The organism is Thiomonas sp. OC7, from assembly GCF_900634595.1.
Classification (GTDB): domain Bacteria; phylum Pseudomonadota; class Gammaproteobacteria; order Burkholderiales; family Burkholderiaceae_C; genus Thiomonas; species Thiomonas arsenitoxydans.
On record NZ_LR131953.1, the window covers coordinates 3,716,192 to 3,731,670 of the forward strand.

General features: G+C 63.0%; 12 protein-coding genes and 1 tRNA gene. 4 read left to right on the top strand and 9 right to left on the bottom strand.

Annotation, left to right across the window (positions count from 1 at the left end; translation table 11 throughout):
- Positions 1-7 precede the first annotated feature (7 nt).
- Positions 8-976, top strand: coding sequence for a TrbG/VirB9 family P-type conjugative transfer protein (locus BIO17B3_RS17990; RefSeq protein WP_156055007.1), 969 nt, complete (start codon positions 8-10; stop codon positions 974-976).
- A 9-nt stretch (positions 977-985) separates the two neighbouring features.
- Positions 986-2,395 (top strand): TrbI/VirB10 family protein, encoded by a 1,410-nt coding sequence (locus BIO17B3_RS17995; RefSeq protein ID WP_156055008.1) that lies wholly within the window; start codon positions 986-988, stop codon positions 2,393-2,395.
- Positions 2,396-2,586: 191 nt separating this feature from the next.
- Here the strand turns inward: BIO17B3_RS17995 and BIO17B3_RS18000 are convergent.
- The 8 genes from BIO17B3_RS18000 to BIO17B3_RS18035 form a co-directional block, all read right to left on the bottom strand.
- Positions 2,587-2,662: transfer RNA gene (locus BIO17B3_RS18000), tRNA-Thr, on the bottom strand.
- Between the two features lie 43 nt (positions 2,663-2,705).
- On the bottom strand, positions 2,706-3,716 hold the full coding sequence (locus BIO17B3_RS18005; RefSeq protein ID WP_013106173.1) for a class 1 fructose-bisphosphatase: 1,011 nt from the start codon (positions 3,714-3,716) through the stop codon (positions 2,706-2,708).
- 34 nt (positions 3,717-3,750) lie between these two features.
- Entirely contained in the window at positions 3,751-6,423 is a 2,673-nt protein-coding gene (pepN, locus tag BIO17B3_RS18010) for an aminopeptidase N (protein WP_156055009.1), read from the bottom strand.
- Positions 6,424-6,476: 53 nt separating this feature from the next.
- Positions 6,477-7,581, bottom strand: a protein-coding gene (gene prfB / locus BIO17B3_RS18015) for a peptide chain release factor 2 (protein ID WP_156055010.1) whose coding sequence is annotated in 2 segments (ribosomal slippage) — positions 6,477-7,499 and positions 7,501-7,581 — 1,104 coding nt in all. Because the reading frame shifts where the segments join, the coding sequence is not laid out codon by codon here.
- A gap of 70 nt (positions 7,582-7,651) precedes the next feature.
- A complete protein-coding gene (gene dnaJ / locus BIO17B3_RS18020) occupies positions 7,652-8,782 on the bottom strand; it encodes a molecular chaperone DnaJ (protein WP_013106170.1) in 1,131 nt (376 codons plus the stop codon).
- A gap of 97 nt (positions 8,783-8,879) precedes the next feature.
- Positions 8,880-10,817, bottom strand: coding sequence for a molecular chaperone DnaK (gene dnaK / locus BIO17B3_RS18025; RefSeq protein ID WP_156055011.1), 1,938 nt, complete (start codon positions 10,815-10,817; stop codon positions 8,880-8,882).
- 128 nt (positions 10,818-10,945) lie between these two features.
- Positions 10,946-11,476 carry a nucleotide exchange factor GrpE gene (gene grpE, locus BIO17B3_RS18030; protein ID WP_156055012.1) on the bottom strand — a complete coding sequence of 177 codons (531 nt, stop codon included), beginning with the start codon at positions 11,474-11,476 and terminating at the stop codon, positions 10,946-10,948.
- A gap of 227 nt (positions 11,477-11,703) precedes the next feature.
- Positions 11,704-11,910, bottom strand: a complete 207-nt coding sequence (locus BIO17B3_RS18035) for a hypothetical protein (protein WP_013106167.1) — start codon at positions 11,908-11,910, stop codon at positions 11,704-11,706.
- Positions 11,911-12,085: 175 nt separating this feature from the next.
- On the opposite strand from BIO17B3_RS18035, the gene BIO17B3_RS18040 reads away from it, so the two are divergent.
- Positions 12,086-12,574 carry a low molecular weight protein-tyrosine-phosphatase gene (locus BIO17B3_RS18040; RefSeq protein ID WP_156055013.1) on the top strand — a complete coding sequence of 163 codons (489 nt, stop codon included), beginning with the start codon at positions 12,086-12,088 and terminating at the stop codon, positions 12,572-12,574.
- A gap of 12 nt (positions 12,575-12,586) precedes the next feature.
- Here the strand turns inward: BIO17B3_RS18040 and BIO17B3_RS18045 are convergent, their stop codons facing one another.
- Positions 12,587-13,759, bottom strand: a complete 1,173-nt coding sequence (locus BIO17B3_RS18045; protein ID WP_156055014.1) for a GNAT family N-acetyltransferase — start codon at positions 13,757-13,759, stop codon at positions 12,587-12,589.
- On the opposite strand from BIO17B3_RS18045, the gene BIO17B3_RS18050 reads away from it, so the two are divergent.
- On the top strand, positions 13,758-15,440 hold the full coding sequence (locus tag BIO17B3_RS18050) for an NAD+ synthase (protein ID WP_156055015.1): 1,683 nt from the start codon (positions 13,758-13,760) through the stop codon (positions 15,438-15,440). The genes BIO17B3_RS18045 and BIO17B3_RS18050 overlap by 2 nt on opposite strands.
- Positions 15,441-15,479 lie beyond the last annotated feature (39 nt).

Genomic DNA, 15,479 nt, shown 5'->3' on the forward strand with positions numbered 1-15,479 from the left:
AGCCGACATGAAACTTTCCCCCAATTTCCTGGTGGCGCTCGCCATGGTGGCCAGCTCCGCCGTGGCCATGCCGAGCACCACGACGATTCACCTGATCGGCACCCCGGACAAGGGACGCACCAGTGACCAACTGGTCCATGGGGTCGCTCCGGTCCCACTCTCCTCGCGGGCTACCGAGGACGCCAGCCAAGAATGGCTGCAAACCGGGATTGCGCCGTCTCTCGTCGGCACCAATGGTCAGGTGATGTACCCCTACGGGCAAAGCCGGCCCACGATCACCTGCGCACCGCTGCACATTTGCGTCATCAACCTGATGGTCGGGGAGCACATCACCAACATGTCCATCGGCGACTCGGTGCGCTGGCTCGTGCAATCGGCCGGCGCCGGCGATCGCCCCGTGGTGGTGGTCAAGCCCACGGCCGCCGGTCTGGTGACCAACCTGGTGGTTACGACCGACGCCGGGCGGGTCTATTACATGACCCTGGTGAGCGACGCCCATGACTACGTGCCGCTGGTCGGCTTCTACGACCCGCAGCAGCTGGTGATCAACATGCAGCAGCAGGCAGCACAGGCGAGGGCGGCTGAGCAGGCCAGGGTCGAGGCCAGGAAGAAGGCCGTGGTTGCACCCATGGGCAGCATCGACCCGGCAAGCCTGGACTTTGATTTCACGTGCAAGGTGGATGACGGCCATGCCGATCTTGAGGCCGCCGATCTGAAGCCCGTGCGCGTCTTCGCAGGGGGCGGCCACACCTATCTGCAGATGCCGCCCGACATGAAATACACCGACGCGCCAGCCGTGTTCAACGTCAGCAACGGCCAGACTGAGCTGATGAACAGTCGCCTGGTGCATGGCTACTACATCATCGATGGCCTGCCGCAGACGTTCAAACTGGTCGTCGGCGTCGGCAAGGGCGCCAGCAGCGTGACATGCCGGCACGGTCAGGCAGGTGGTGGCGGCTGGTTCTCTGGGCGGTGAGGGCGCGTCATGACTGAAGCGATTCAAGACGACAAGCCCCTGGACGAGAGTCTGCTCAACCAGGACCTCAACGGCGCCGCGGCGCCCAAGAAGGGAGGGGCCCTGAGCATCAAGGGCACGCCGCGCGAAGGCGGAGCGCGCCTGAGCAAGAACTTCAAGAAAATCGCCTTCATCGGCGGCAGTGTCGTCGTCGGTGGGATGGTGATCGGCATTCTGACGGCCGGAAACAAGAGCCAGCCCGCTGAGAGCTCCGGGACAACCGCCATGGTCGGGCAGACATCGCCGGACGTCGCTGCCATGCAGCGCGCGGCGCAGCAGCATTTGGGCGGGCCTGTGGCGGCGTCTTCCGATCCAACCGGCAACGCCGCATCTGCGCCCGTCGGCGCAGCCAGCAGCCCGGGCGCGCCTTTGAACCACCCGAACAACCCCGGCGGGGCATTGCATGCCAGCGGCGAGCCGCCGCAACTCACGCCGGCCCAAAAGTACCGCCGTTGGCTGATCGAGCAGCACTACAAGGATCTGGAAGGCGCCATATTGGCGGACCAGACTGCACACTTGGCCAAGACCAGCGCGGGGAGCGTGGGAATGATGGGCAGCATCCAGTCCCAGGCGGCAGCCCCATCGCGAGCCGACGCACTGCGCAACCTCACGGCTCTGGCCGCAACGCCCCAGGGCGCGGCTGATCCCAACCTCCAGAAAGCTCTGGCGGCACTTCAGGGCGCCTCGGGTATGGCTGGCGACGCCCAGAGCCCGCAAGCCCAGAACAAGGCGTTCCTGGCCAACCAGGAGCGCAAGGCGTCCAATGGCTACCTCGATGCGGCGGCGCAACCGCCGATCAGCAATCATGAACTGTTCGCCGGCGCCGTCATCCCTGCAGTCATGCTGACTGGCATCGACAGCGATCTGCCGGGCACGATCACGGCGCAGGTGCGGCAGACGGTCTATGACAGCCTCAATCCGGCCGTGATGCTCATTCCCCAGGGCACTCGCATCATCGGCGAGTACAGCAGCGACGTGGCCTATGGCCAGAGCCGAGTGCTGGTAGCCTGGAATCGGTTGATCTTCCCCAACGGCGCCATGATGGATCTGAAAGGGATGAGCGGCACGGACGGGGAGGGCCAGGCCGGATTCCACGATCAGGTCGACAACCATTACATGCGAATCTTTGGTAGTGCCGTCTTGATGAGCATGCTTGGCGTTGGCGCGCAACTGAGCCAGCCGCAGAACGCCGGCGCCCTCAACACCCCGTCGGCGAGCCAGCAGGCAGCCTCAGCCCTGGCTCAGCAGATGGACAATGTCGGCACCAACCTGCTCAACAAGAATCTGAGCATTCAGCCAACGCTGACAATACGGCCGGGCTACGTATTCAACGTGTTGGTGAACCGCACGATGATCCTGCCGCCGTATCCAGGGCAGTAGAGCGGCACTCAGGGCGTGTAACATGGTATGAAATATGGTGCCGACGTACTAACTATTTGAAAAAACTAATCTTTTCGATCCCCCTCTCTCCGCCAGAATAAAATCCCACGTGATTGATTCACTTAGTATTTTTCTTTTTTCTGGCGATCGGGCACAAAAAAACCGCCGGTTAGGGCGGTTTTAAGGACTATTGGTGCCGGTGAAAGGAGTCGAACCCTCGACCTTCGCATTACGAATGCGCTGCTCTACCAACTGAGCTACACCGGCGAAGCCAGCCATTCTATACCAGGGGCGGGATTTACTTTTCAGTTCAGACGGTCTGCGCGTGGTAGCGCTGCAGCAGTTCGACTTCTTCGCGCGAGCCGAGCATCACGCTGCAACGCTCATGCAGCGAGGTGGGGACGATGTCGAGGATGCGCTGCGAGCCAGTTGTGGCTGCGCCGCCGGCTTGCTCCACCAGCAAGCTCATGGGGTTGGCTTCGTACAGCAGGCGCAGCTTGCCGGGTTTGTTCGGCTCGCGCTGATCCCACGGATACAGGAACACGCCGCCACGCATGAGGATGCGGTGCACATCGGCCACCATGCTGCCCACCCAGCGCATGTTGAAGTCGCGTCCGCGCGGACCGTCCTTGCCTTGCAGGCATTCGTCGATGTAGCGCTTGATTGGTGGCGCCCAGTGACGCAGATTCGACATATTGATCGAGAACTCGCTAGTGCTGGGCGGAATTTGCAAATCGCGCTCAGTGAGGACGAAACTGCCCTGTTCCCGGTCCAGGGTGAACACGGCCACTCCATGCCCTACGGTGAGCACGAGTTGGGTTTGCGGGCCATAGACGCAATAGCCGGCGGCAACTTGCTTGCTGCCGGACTGGAGAAAATGCTGCTCGGTGACGTCGGTGGTGTTTTTGGGAATCTGCAGCACGGAAAAGATGGTGCCGATGGTGACGTCCACGTCGATATTGGACGAGCCATCGAGCGGGTCGAACAGCAGCAGGTATTCGCCGCGCGGGTAGTGCTCGGAGACCGGGAACACGGTGTCCATTTCTTCCGAGGCCATGGCGGCCAGATGTCCGCCCCATTCGTTGGCGTGGATCAGCACATCGTTGGCGATGACGTCGAGCTTCTTCTGCACTTCGCCTTGCACATTGCCGGTGCCGGCGGAGCCGAGCACGTCGCCCAATGCGCCTTTGTTCACGGCGATGCTGATGCGTTTGCAGGCGCGCGCGACCACTTCGACGAGCAGGCGCAGTTGGGGCGTGATGACGCCGTGCTCGCGCTCCTGCTCGACGAGATAGCGGGTGAGGTTGACGGATTGGGTCATGGGGAGTCTCTGGAAGGGAAGGGGCGCGCCGCGATCAGTCGGCCAGGGCGCGTTCGACGATTTCGCGGGTGTCGGAAGACAGCGTGGCGCTTTCGGCCACGGTGCGTAGTGCCTGTTGCGCCGCTTCGCGATAGGCGGGCGCGAGCTTGCGCCAGCGGTCGAGGGCGCGCGCCAACCGGGCGGCGACCTGTGGGTTGATGGCATCGAGCGCCTGAACCTGTTCGGCCCAGAAGGCGTAGCCCGCTCCGTCGGTGCGGTGGAATGCGCCGGGGTTGGCCTGACAGTAGGCGAACAGCACGCTGCGTGCGCGGTTGGGGTTGTGGATGGAGAAGGCGGGATGCCGCATCAGCGCGCGCACGCGGTCGAGTTGCTGCCCGTCGTGGTCGGGCGCGCTGGCCTGCAGCGCGAACCATTTGTCCATGACCAGCGCTTCACCGGCGAACTGGGCGGCAAAGCGCTCCAGCGCGGGCTTGGCCAGATCGGCGCCGACTTGTACCAACGCGGCCAGCGCGGCGAAGCGGTCGGTCATGTTGTCGGCATCCTTGACGCGTTGATAGACCCGTCCCAGCCAAGTCGCCTGTCCGAGTTCGCACAAATGTGCCTGGGCCAGATTGCGCAGGGCGCGGCGACCGGCACTGGCAAAGTCGGGGCTGTAGCCGCCTTCGGGCGTGAGGGTGTCCCAGAGGGTTTGCCAGTCCTGCGCGAGTTCTCGCGCCAGCACGGTGCGTAGCGCCTGACGGGCGCGGTGGATGCGAGGAGGGTCGACCTCTTCAAGCTGCTCGGCGATGTAGGCCTCGCCGGGCGGGGTGAGCAGCAGTTCCTTGAACGCCGGATCGAGCTTCGGGTCGCGCAGGACGGCGCGCAGCGCGTCGAGATAGGGCGCATCGAGGTTCAGCGTCTCGCCGCGAACGGCCGCCAGCAGGCGCGACAGCGTCAGGCGCTGCGCCGCTTCCCAACGGTTGAACGGGTCGGCGTCGTGCGCGAGCAGATGCAGCAACTCGGCATCGGTGTAGGCGTAGTCGAGGATGACCGGCGCGGAGAAGCCGCGCAGCAATGAGGGCGTGACTGCATCGGCATCGATCTGCTCGAAGACGAAAGTCTGCTGGTCTTCAGTGAGGACCAGCACGGTCGACGTGCCTTTGTCCTGGCCTTGCAGCCAAAGCGGCAGGGCGTTACCCCGGGCGTCGAGCAGGCCCGTGGCGACCGGAATGACCTGCGGCTGTTTATCCGTTTGACCGGGCGTGTCGGGCAAGGTTTGGCGCAGGGTGAGGGTGTAGGTGCGGGCAGCGGTATCGAGCGCGCCGCTGGCGTGCAGGCGCGGGGTGCCAGCCTGGCTGTACCAGCGTTTGAAGGCGGCAAGATGTTGCGCCAGCGCGGAGTCTGGGTTAGCGTCGGCCATGGCCTGGGCGAAGTCGTCGCAGGTCACGGCCTGGCCGTCGAAGCGCTGGAAGTACAAATCCATGCCTTTGCGGAAACCGGCTCGTCCCACCAGAGTCTGCATCATGCGCACCACCTCGGCGCCCTTTTCGTAGACGGTGGCGGTGTAAAAATTGTCGATGGCCTGGTATTGCTCGGGGCGCACCGGGTGCGCCATCGGACCGGCGTCTTCGGAAAACTGCGCGGTGCGCAGCACCCGCACGTCTTCGATACGCTTGACCGCACGGGCGGATTCGCCGCCCGAAGCGGCGGCCAGATCCTGGCTGAATTCCTGATCGCGGAAGACGGTGAGACCTTCCTTGAGACTGAGCTGAAACCAGTCGCGGCAGGTGATGCGGTCGCCCGTCCAGTTGTGGAAGTACTCGTGGCCGACCACGCTCTCAATCCCGTCATAGTCAGCATCGGTGGCGGTGGCCGGATTGGCCAGCACATACTTGGTGTTGAAAATGTTGAGGCCCTTGTTTTCCATGGCCCCCATGTTGAAGTCGCTCACGGCCACGATCATGAAACGGTCCAGATCGAGGCTCAGGCCGAAGCGCTGTTCGTCCCAGGCGATAGCCTTGATCAGCGACTCCATCGCGTGCTCGGTCTTGTCGAGATCGCCCGCGCGCACATAGACCTGCAGCAGATGCGTCTTGCCCGACGCGGCACGCACGGTCTGTTCGCGGCACACCAGATTGCCGCCAACCAGGGCGAACAGGTAGCAGGGCTTGGGAAACGGATCGTCCCACACCGCTTCATGGCGGCCGCCGTCCAGGTCGGTCTGCGACACCAGATTGCCGTTGGACAGCAGCACCGGGTACTTCGATTTGTCGGCCCGCAGGGTGACGTGAAAGCGGCTCATCACGTCTGGGCGGTCGGGCCAGTAGGTGATGCGGCGAAAGCCCTCGGCCTCGCACTGGGTGAAGAACGCGCCGCCCGACATGTAAAGGCCGGCCAACTGGGTGTTGGCCTGGGGGACGTTGAGCGTTTCGATTTCCAGTGTGAAGGTCTCGGGCAGTTTGTCGAGCACCAGGGTGTTGCCGTCCTGGCGGAAGGCGACGAATTCGCCGTTTACCTTCAGGGTCAGCAAGGTGATGTCTTCGCCGTCGAGCACCAGCGGGGCGGACTCGGCTGCGCCTTCAAGGCGACGCACCGCCATGCGGCTGTGCACGCGGGTCTTGGCGGGGTCGAGATCGAAGCGTAAATGCACGCTGTCGATGGCGTAGGACGGCGGGGTGTACTCCGCCAGGCGGGTGATGCGGGCAGGCGTGTCGGGTTTGGCGGTCATGGCAGTGCGGAGTTCAGCGGGGCAATGGGGATCAGTGGGGCTCAGGTTGAGGTTCAAAGGCCGGACTTCAGGCTGGCGGTGATGAATTCGTCGAGATCGCCGTCGAGCACTTTCTGGGTGTTGGAAATTTCTACGTTGGTGCGCAGATCCTTGATGCGGCTCTGATCGAGCACATAGCTGCGGATCTGGTGGCCCCAGCCCACGTCGCTCTTGGTCGATTCCAGCGTCTGCTGTTCGGCCATGCGCTTGCGCATCTCGTGCTCGTACAGCCGCGAGCGCAGCATCTGCCACGCTTCTGCGCGGTTTTTATGTTGCGAGCGATCGTTCTGGCACTGCACCACGATGCCGGTGGGAATGTGCGTCAGGCGCACCGCTGAGTCGGTCTTGTTGATGTGCTGACCGCCGGCGCCGCTGGCGCGAAAGGTGTCGGTGCGCACGTCGGCAGGGTTGATGTCGATCTCGATCGAGTCGTCCACCTCGGGATAGACGAACACGCTGGCGAAGCTGGTGTGGCGTCCGCCGGACGAGTCAAACGGGCTCTTGCGCACCAGGCGGTGCACCCCGGTTTCGGTGCGCAACTGGCCGTAGGCGTAGTCGCCCTCGACCTTGATCGTGGCGCTGCGGATGCCCGCGACGTCGCCCTCGGTCTCTTCCATCACCTCGGTCTTGAAGCCCTTGCGTTCGCAGTAGCGCAGGTACTGCCGCAGCAGCATGCTGGCCCAGTCGCAGGCCTCGGTGCCACCGGCGCCGGCCTGAATGTCGATGAAGCAGTTGCTCGGGTCGAGCGGGTTGGAGAACATGCGGCGGAACTCCAGCGCCTCGACTTCGGCGGCGGACTTCTCGACATCGGCCTCGATGGCTTCGCAGGTGGCGTCATCGCCTTCCTCGCGCGACATCTCGAACAGCTCGCTGTGATCGGCCAGCGCCGTGGTGAGGCTCTCCAGCCCGAGCACCACGGTTTCGAGCGACTTGCGTTCGCGGCCCAACTCTTGCGCGCGTTTGGGGTCGTTCCAGACCTGCGGGTCTTCGAGCGCCCCTGCAACTTCCATCAGCCGCGACGCCTTGGCATCGAAGTCAAAGATACCCCCTTAGCGCTTGAACGCGCTGCTGGAGGTCGGTAATTCGGTTGGAGATGGCGTTGAGGCGTTCTGCGTCCATGATGCTCTTGAGATGACAAAGGGCGCCATTTTCGCACCCCTTGCCTCTGCCTTGCACTTTGGTCGTTGGCTCAAACCGGTTTGAAGAATTCCTTGGCCTTGTCGAACCACGACTTGGCTTGCGGCGAGTGGCGATCGCCGCCCCTTTTCAGCGACTCGTCGAGCTCGCGCAGCAGACGCTTCTGCTCCTCGTTGAGCTTGATCGGCGTCTCCACCGTGATGTGGCAATACAGGTCACCGGGATAGCTCGAACGCAGGCCTTTGATGCCTTTGCCGCGCAGGCGGAAGGTCTTGCCCGCCTGCGTGCCTTCGGGGAGGTCGATCTCCGCCTTGCCGCCCAGCGTGGGCACATCGATACCGCCGCCCAGAGCCGCCTTCGCCATGCTCACCGGAACGTGACAGTGCAGGTCGTCGCCATCGCGCTCGAACACCGGGTGTTGCTTGATGTGGATTTCCACATACAGGTCTCCGGGCGGCCCGCCGTTGACGCCGGGTTCGCCGTTGCCCGTGGAGCGGATGCGCATGCCCGAATCGATGCCCGCGGGAATCTGCACCTCCAGGGTCTTCTGCTTCTGGATGCGGCCACGGCCATGACAGGCCGGGCAGGGCTCGGGAATGAGCTTGCCCGTGCCGTGGCAGGTCGGACAGGTCTGCTGCATGGCGAACGGTCCCATGCGCTGCGCCACCTGGCCGCTGCCATGGCAGGTCGTGCAGGTGATGGGCTTGGTGCCGGGTTTGGCGCCGCTGCCGTGGCAAGTGCTGCATTCTTCCCAGCCGGGGATGCGCAGGCTTTTGTTCACGCCGTTTGCGGCATCTTCCAGGCTGATTTCCAGTGAATAGCTCAGATCGTTGCCGCGGTAAACCTGCGGCCCGCCACCACCGCGCCGCCCGCCGCCGAAAATCTCGTCGAAAATGTTGCCGAAGTCGCCAAATCCCCCCGCCCCGCCTCCGAATCCGCCGAAGCCGCCTGCCGAGGGATCAACCCCGGCATGGCCATATTGGTCATAGGCGGCGCGCTTCTGGGTGTCGCACAGGCACTCGTAGGCTTCCTTGACGATTTTGAACTGCTCTTCAGAGTCTTTGTTGCCCTGATTACGGTCGGGGTGGTGCTTCATGGCCAGCTTGCGGTAGGCCTTCTTGATCTCGTCTTCCGAGGCGTTTTTGCTCACGCCCAAGACTTCGTAGTAGTCACGTTTTGCCACGGGTTCTGCCTTGCGAATCGGTTCAATAACAATGGACAAACGGGAGGGCCGCACGATTAGCGGCCCTCCCGTCGGGAGACTTCAAGTCTGAAGACGATCAGGCCTTGCCGTCCTTTACTTCCTTGAACTCGGCATCGACCACGGTGTCGTCGCCTGCAGCCTGGCCTCCACCGCTACCGGATGAGGCGCCACCGGCCGCGCCGGGTTCAGCGGCTTGGCTGGCGTACATCTTTTCGCCCAGTTTCTGGCTGGCGGCGAGCAGGGCGCTGGTTTTGGCCTCGATCTCGGCCTTGTCCTCCGACTTGATCGCCTCTTCCGCTTCCTTCAAGGAAGTTTCGATGGCCGATTTTTCGCCTGCGTCCAGTTTGTCGCCATACTCCGAGAGCGATTTGCGCACACTGTGCACCGCAGCGTCTGCCTGGTTACGGGCATCGACCAGTTCGCGCTTCTTGTGGTCTTCTGCCGCGTTCACCTCGGCATCGCGCACCATGCGCTGCACTTCCTCTTCGCTCAAGCCGGAATTGGCTTTGATGGTGATCTTGTTTTCCTTGCCGGTGCCCTTGTCCTTGGCGCTGACGTGCAGAATGCCGTTGGCGTCGATGTCGAAGGTCACTTCGATCTGCGGCACGCCGCGGGGAGCGGGCGGAATGCCTTCGAGGTTGAACTCGCCCAGCAGTTTGTTGCCCGCCGCCATTTCGCGCTCGCCCTGGAACACCTTGATGGTCACCGCAGGCTGGTTGTCATCCGCTGTGGAATAGACCTGCGCATGCTTGGTCGGCACCGTGGTGTTCTTGGTGATCATCTTGGTCATCACGCCGCCCATGGTCTCGATGCCCAGAGACAGCGGGGTGACGTCGAGCAGCAGCACGTCCTTGCGGTCGCCTGCCAGTACTGAACCTTGAATGGCGGCGCCTACGGCCACGGCCTCGTCGGGGTTCACGTCCTTGCGGGGCTCCTTGCCGAAGAACTCTTTCACCTTGTCCTGCACCTTGGGCATACGGGTCATGCCGCCGACCAGGATGACGTCGTCGATGTCGCCCACCTTCACCCCGGCATCGGTGATGGCGGTGCGGCAGGGCGCGATGGTGCGCTCGATCAGCTCTTCAACCAGCGACTCCAGCTTGGCGCGGGTGAGCTTGAGGTTCAGGTGCTTCGGACCGGAGGCATCGGCCGTGACGTAGGGCAGGTTGATCTCGGTCTGGGTGGAGCTCGACAGTTCGATCTTGGCCTTTTCGGCCGCGTCTTTCAGGCGCTGCAGCGCGAGCACGTCCCTGCTCAGATCGACCCCCTGTTCCTTCTTGAACTCGGCGATGATGTAGTCGATGATGCGTTGGTCGAAGTCTTCACCGCCCAGGAAAGTATCGCCGTTGGTGGAGAGCACCTCGAACTGCTTTTCGCCCTCGACGTCGGCGATTTCGATGATGGACACGTCAAAGGTGCCGCCACCCAGGTCGTAGACCGCGATCTTGCGGTCGCCCTTGCCGTGCTTGTCCAGACCGAAGGCCAGGGCTGCGGCGGTGGGCTCGTTGATGATGCGCTTGACTTCCAGACCAGCGATCCGCCCGGCATCCTTGGTGGCCTGGCGCTGGCTGTCGTTGAAGTAGGCCGGCACGGTGATCACCGCCTCGGTGACTTCTTCACCCAGATAGTCTTCCGCCGTCTTTTTCATCTTGCGCAGCACTTCGGCGCTGATCTGCGGCGGCGCGAGCTTTTTGCCGCGCACTTCCACCCAGGCGTCGCCGTTGTCGGCCTTGACGATGCTGTAGGGCATCAGATCGATGTCTTTCTGCACTTCCTTTTCGCCGAACTTGCGGCCAATCAGGCGCTTGACGGCGTAAAGCGTGTTTTTGGGATTGGTGACCGATTGGCGCTTGGCTGAAGCCCCCACCAGAATTTCGCCGTCTTCCATATAGGCGACGATGGATGGCGTGGTGCGTGCGCCTTCGCTGTTCTCAATGACCTTGGGCGTATTGCCCTCCATGACCGCCACGCAGGAATTGGTGGTGCCCAGGTCGATACCGATGATTTTTGCCATGGAAATTCTCCGAATGTGCCGCGCCGAGGGGCGCTGATTTTTAACTGCTAGTTAAATGAGGAAGCTTGTTGTGAATTCAAGTCTTGCGAATCTGGCCGTACCGAATCTGGCCATACCCATACAGGGACTTATTGCGCCACCGTGACCAGTGCCGGACGCAGGGTGCGTTCAGCGATCCGATAGCCTTTTTGCAGCACCGAAACCACCGTGCCGGAAGGCTGCTCGGCCGGTTGCACCGAAATGGCCTGGTGCAACGTCGGGTCGAATTTGTCTCCAGCCGCAGGTGCGATTTCCTGCAGGCGGTTGCGCTCGAAGGCCGATTTGAGCTGGCTCAGGGTGAGTTCCACGCCTTGCTTGAGCACATCGGGCTTGCCGCTGGTGTCGGCCAGCGCCGCCTCCAGGCTGTCCTTGACCGGGAGCAGTGATTCGGCGAAGCCTTCCACCGCAAACTTGCGTGCCTTGGCGGCTTCATCTTCCGCGCGGCGGCGGATGTTTTCCACCTCGGCGCGGGCGCGCAGCAATTGGTCGTTGAGCTTGGTGATTTCTTCCTGGGCCTGCGCCAGCTCGTCGCTCAGGACAGGCTCGGGAATCAACTCCTGATGCGCACCGTCAGCGGTTTGCGGATCGTCGGAAGGAGGTGTCTGGGGATCAGTCTGCATGGTCGCGAGCGCGGCGTGAGCGCGCGGTTATAAAAAATGACCATTCCAGCTTGGGGGTGTCTTGCTGAATTTCAAGAGCCTGTCGGCTCGTCAGGAAGGCCGGTTTTACCGATGCGGAATGAAAAAATCCCCCGCGGGTGCTGCTGCGGGGGATTTCGACGGGCAAGTACGGCAGGTGCTGCCGTCATGCCGGAGCGCCTAGCGTGTAGGCGAACGTCTCGAACGCCTTACTGAGCCTTCTTTTCTTCTTTTTTCATTTCCTTGTGCACGGCCTTTTTGTGCTCAACCTTCTTGTGTTCGACCTTTTTGTGCTCTTTTTTCATTTCCTTGTGGGCTTCAGGCTTGGCGGCTTCAGGGGCAGCCGGGGCCGGAGTTTGCGCCATGGCAACGGTGGCGAACAGGGAAGCAAACAGCGTGGCAGCAATTTTTTTCATGATGGGATGCACTTTCAATGTTTGGGATGGAAACGATCCAAGCTGGATCAGAGGCTTAATGCGTGTCCCGGTCTTTGGGTTGACACAACTTTGCAAAACTTGCGATTTCGATGGCTAGCAGCCCGGATAATGTCTATAGCGTCTACCGAATTTCTGCAATCCTGTGAGTTCAACCATGTCTGAGTTTTCCGTGCTCTTTGTCTGTATGGGCAATATCTGCCGCTCGCCAACCGCCGAGGGCGTATTTCGCGCCAGAGTGCGTGAAGCCGGTTTGGAAAAGCGGGTTCGCATCGATTCGGCCGGCACCCACGCCTTCCACGTGGGCTCGGCGCCCGATCGTCGCAGCCAGCGTCATGCGCTGGAGCGGGGCTACGACCTTTCTGGCCTGCGCGCCCGCGCGGTGGAAGATGCGGATTTTTCGCGTTTCGATCTGCTCTTGGCGATGGACTGGGACAACCTCGCCTTGCTGGAGCAGCGATGCCCGCCGCAGTTTGCGTCGCGCTGCCGACTGTTTTTGAGTTTTGCGCCGCAGGCGCCGGTGGCCGCCGTGCCAGATCCGTATTACGGCACTGAACGCGATTTCGAGCGGGTACTCGATCTGGTGGAGCAGGCCAGCGCAGGGCTGCTCGCCTTCATCGAAAAGCGGCTGGCGCAGCGGGCCTGAAGCGCCGCGGGTTCACTGCACTTCCTTGAACGGCAGACGCTCTTGCAGGCTGTTCTGATGCTCGGCGAGGGCGGCTGATTCACGCTCCAAATAGTCTTCCACCGCCCGCGAAAACTGCGGGTGCGCCAGCCAATGCGCCGAGCGGGTGGCGACGGGTTGCAGTCCGCGCGCCATTTTGTGCTCGCCCTGTGCGCCGCCTTCGAAGGTGGTGTAGCCATGGGCCAGACACCAGGCGATGGGCTGGTAATAGCACGCGTCGAAGTGCAGGGCCGGAATGTGGGCGACGGCACCCCAGTAGCGACCGTAGGCGATGCGGCTTTGCGGGTCGAGCAGGACGAGCGAACTGGCCACGGGCTGGCCGTCTCGTTCGGCGACAAACAGCAGGCAGTGCTCGGGCATTTGGGCGCCGATGGTCTGAAAAAAAGCGCGATTCAGGTAGGGATCGGAGCCGTGCAGGGCGTAGGTCGTTTGATAGCAGCGAGTGAAAAAATCCCAGTGCGATTCGGTGATTTCTGTCCCGACAAGGGCGCGGAAACAAACTCCGACATCGCGCACCTGGCGTTGCTCTTGTTTGATCTTTTTGCGTTTATCGTGCCTCAAACTGCAGATAAAAGCATCGAAGTCGGGCCAGACCGCCCCACCTGCTGCGGGAGGGTTGCGCCAGTGAAACTGCAGGGTGGTGCGCTCTAACAGACCGAGCGCACTGCACCACTGGGCCTCCTGCGGGTCGAGAAAAAGGGCGTGCAGCGAACTGAACCCGCTGCGCCGGGCGATGGCCAGAATTTCGCCGAGCAGCGCTTTGCGCGCGGTGGCGTCGCGCCCCAGCAACTTGGCGCCGCCCACGGGAGTGAAGGGCACGGCGAGCAGGAGTTTGGGGTAGTAGGGCAGGCCATGCTCGGCATAGGCGCGGGCCCAGGCCCAGTCGAAAACGTATTCGCCGTAGGAGTGCGATTTCACATACAGCACGCAGGCAGCGGCCAGCGCGCCGCTGGCATCCCGCAACGAAACGACCGCGGTCTGCCAGCCGGTCTCTGCGCCCACACAGCCGCTTTGCTCCAGCGCGCTCAGCCAGACATGGCGCTGAAACGGCGTGGCGCCGGGGGTTGCCGCGACCAGGCTCTCCCAGTCGGCGGCGGGCAGTGCGCTCACCGCGTCCGACAACTCGGTGCGAAAATCCTCAGCCATGACTCTCCAACTCGCTGTTATTCAATGCAACCCGACCGTGGGTGATCTTGCGGGCAATGCGGCGCAGATCGCCCGCCTGACGCGGCAGGCCTATGCACAGGGCGCGCGCGTGGTCGTCACCCCGGAGCTGGCGCTGACCGGCTATCCCCCGGAAGACTTGTTGCTGCGCCCGGCCTTCCTGCAAGCCAGTGCTGCCGCATTGAAGCAGCTTGCGCATGACCTGTCGGATCTGCCGGAATTGGCGCTGGTCGTCGGGCATCCGCTGGGGCTGGCCGCCGCCGAAGCGCCGCGGATCGCCTCGACCCAGCAGGCGGTGGCCTGCAACGCGGCCTCGCTGCTGCGGGGCGGCGTGGTCGAAGCGACCTATTGCAAGCATGAGTTGCCCAACTATCAGGTGTTCGATGAACGCCGTTATTTCGCGCCGGGCGATCAGCCGGTGGTGTTCGAGGCCGGGGGGACGCATTTCGGCATCAATATTTGCGAAGACGCCTGGCTGCCGCATGCGCCACGCATGGCCCGCGCGGCCGGCGCTCAGGTGTTGCTGGTGCTCAATGCCTCGCCCTACCACCGTGGCAAGACGGCGGAGCGCGAGCGGGTGATGCGCGAGCGCTGCCTGGAAAACGGCATGGCGCTGGTCGCCTCGCAAATGGTGGGCGGGCAGGATGAGATCGTGTTCGACGGCGCGTCTTTTGTGCTCGACCGCGCAGGCGATCTCGTGGCACGCTCGCCGCAATTCGTCGAAGACATCCTGCGCGTCGATGTAACCGGCGGCGAGGTGCTCAAGCAGACTCCGGCGCATGTGGCGCCGTTGAAGTCCGACCATGCCGAGGTGTATGCGGCGCTGGTGCTCGGGGTGCGTGATTATCTGGGCAAGAACGGATTTCCAGGGGCGCTCATCGGGCTGTCGGGCGGGGCGGATTCGGCGCTGGTGCTGGCCATCGCGGTGGATGCGCTTGACGCCGAAAAGGTGCGCGCGGTGATGATGCCGTCGCAATACACCGCGCAGATGTCGCTCGACGACGCCGCAGAAATGGCGCAGCGCCTGGGTGTGCAGTACGACGTGCTGCCCATCACGCCGCTGTTCGAGACCTTTCGCACCACGCTGGCCCCGCTGTTGCACGAGCACCCCGGCGACACCACGCTGGAGAACATTCAGGCGCGCATTCGTGGCACCCTGCTCATGGGCCTGTCGAACAACAGCGGGCGCATCGTGCTGACCACCGGCAACAAGAGCGAGATGGCCATGGGTTACGCCACGCTCTATGGCGATATGGCCGGGGGTTTTGCCGTCATCAAGGACGTGAGCAAGACCTTGGTCTGGGAGCTGGCGCGCTGGCGCAACGCGCACGCGGCCGCAATGGGCGAGGCCGAGGTCATTCCGCAGCGCATCATCACCCGAGCGCCCAGCGCCGAGCTGCGCGCCGATCAGACCGATCAGGACAGCCTGCCTCCGTACGACGTGCTAGATGGCATTCTGCAGCGCTATATGGAGCAGGACGAACGGGTGGAAACTGTGCTGGCTGCAGGCTACGCCCGGGCCGATGTCGAGCGCGTGGTGCACCTGCTCAAACTGTCGGAGTACAAGCGGCGGCAGGCCCCTCCGGGCATTCGCGTCACCCACCGCGCATTCGGCCGCGATTGGCGCTATCCGATCACCTCAAAATTCCGGGAATCGTTCTGATTTCTGCCGATTCGCGCATCCCCAGTTAAATTCCGTCTT

Coding starts and splice junctions, on each gene's coding strand:
- BIO17B3_RS17990 (WP_156055007.1), top strand. CDS start 8: ATGAAACTTTCCCCCAATTTCCTGGTGGCGCTCGCCATGGTGGCCAGC.
- BIO17B3_RS17995 (WP_156055008.1), top strand. CDS start 986: ATGACTGAAGCGATTCAAGACGACAAGCCCCTGGACGAGAGTCTGCTC.
- BIO17B3_RS18005 (WP_013106173.1), bottom strand. CDS start 3,716: ATGACCCAATCCGTCAACCTCACCCGCTATCTCGTCGAGCAGGAGCGC.
- pepN (WP_156055009.1), bottom strand. CDS start 6,423: ATGACCGCCAAACCCGACACGCCTGCCCGCATCACCCGCCTGGCGGAG.
- dnaK (WP_156055011.1), bottom strand. CDS start 10,817: ATGGCAAAAATCATCGGTATCGACCTGGGCACCACCAATTCCTGCGTG.
- grpE (WP_156055012.1), bottom strand. CDS start 11,476: ATGCAGACTGATCCCCAGACACCTCCTTCCGACGATCCGCAAACCGCT.
- BIO17B3_RS18035 (WP_013106167.1), bottom strand. CDS start 11,910: ATGAAAAAAATTGCTGCCACGCTGTTTGCTTCCCTGTTCGCCACCGTT.
- BIO17B3_RS18040 (WP_156055013.1), top strand. CDS start 12,086: ATGTCTGAGTTTTCCGTGCTCTTTGTCTGTATGGGCAATATCTGCCGC.
- BIO17B3_RS18050 (WP_156055015.1), top strand. CDS start 13,758: ATGACTCTCCAACTCGCTGTTATTCAATGCAACCCGACCGTGGGTGAT.
- BIO17B3_RS18045 (WP_156055014.1), bottom strand. CDS start 13,759: ATGGCTGAGGATTTTCGCACCGAGTTGTCGGACGCGGTGAGCGCACTG.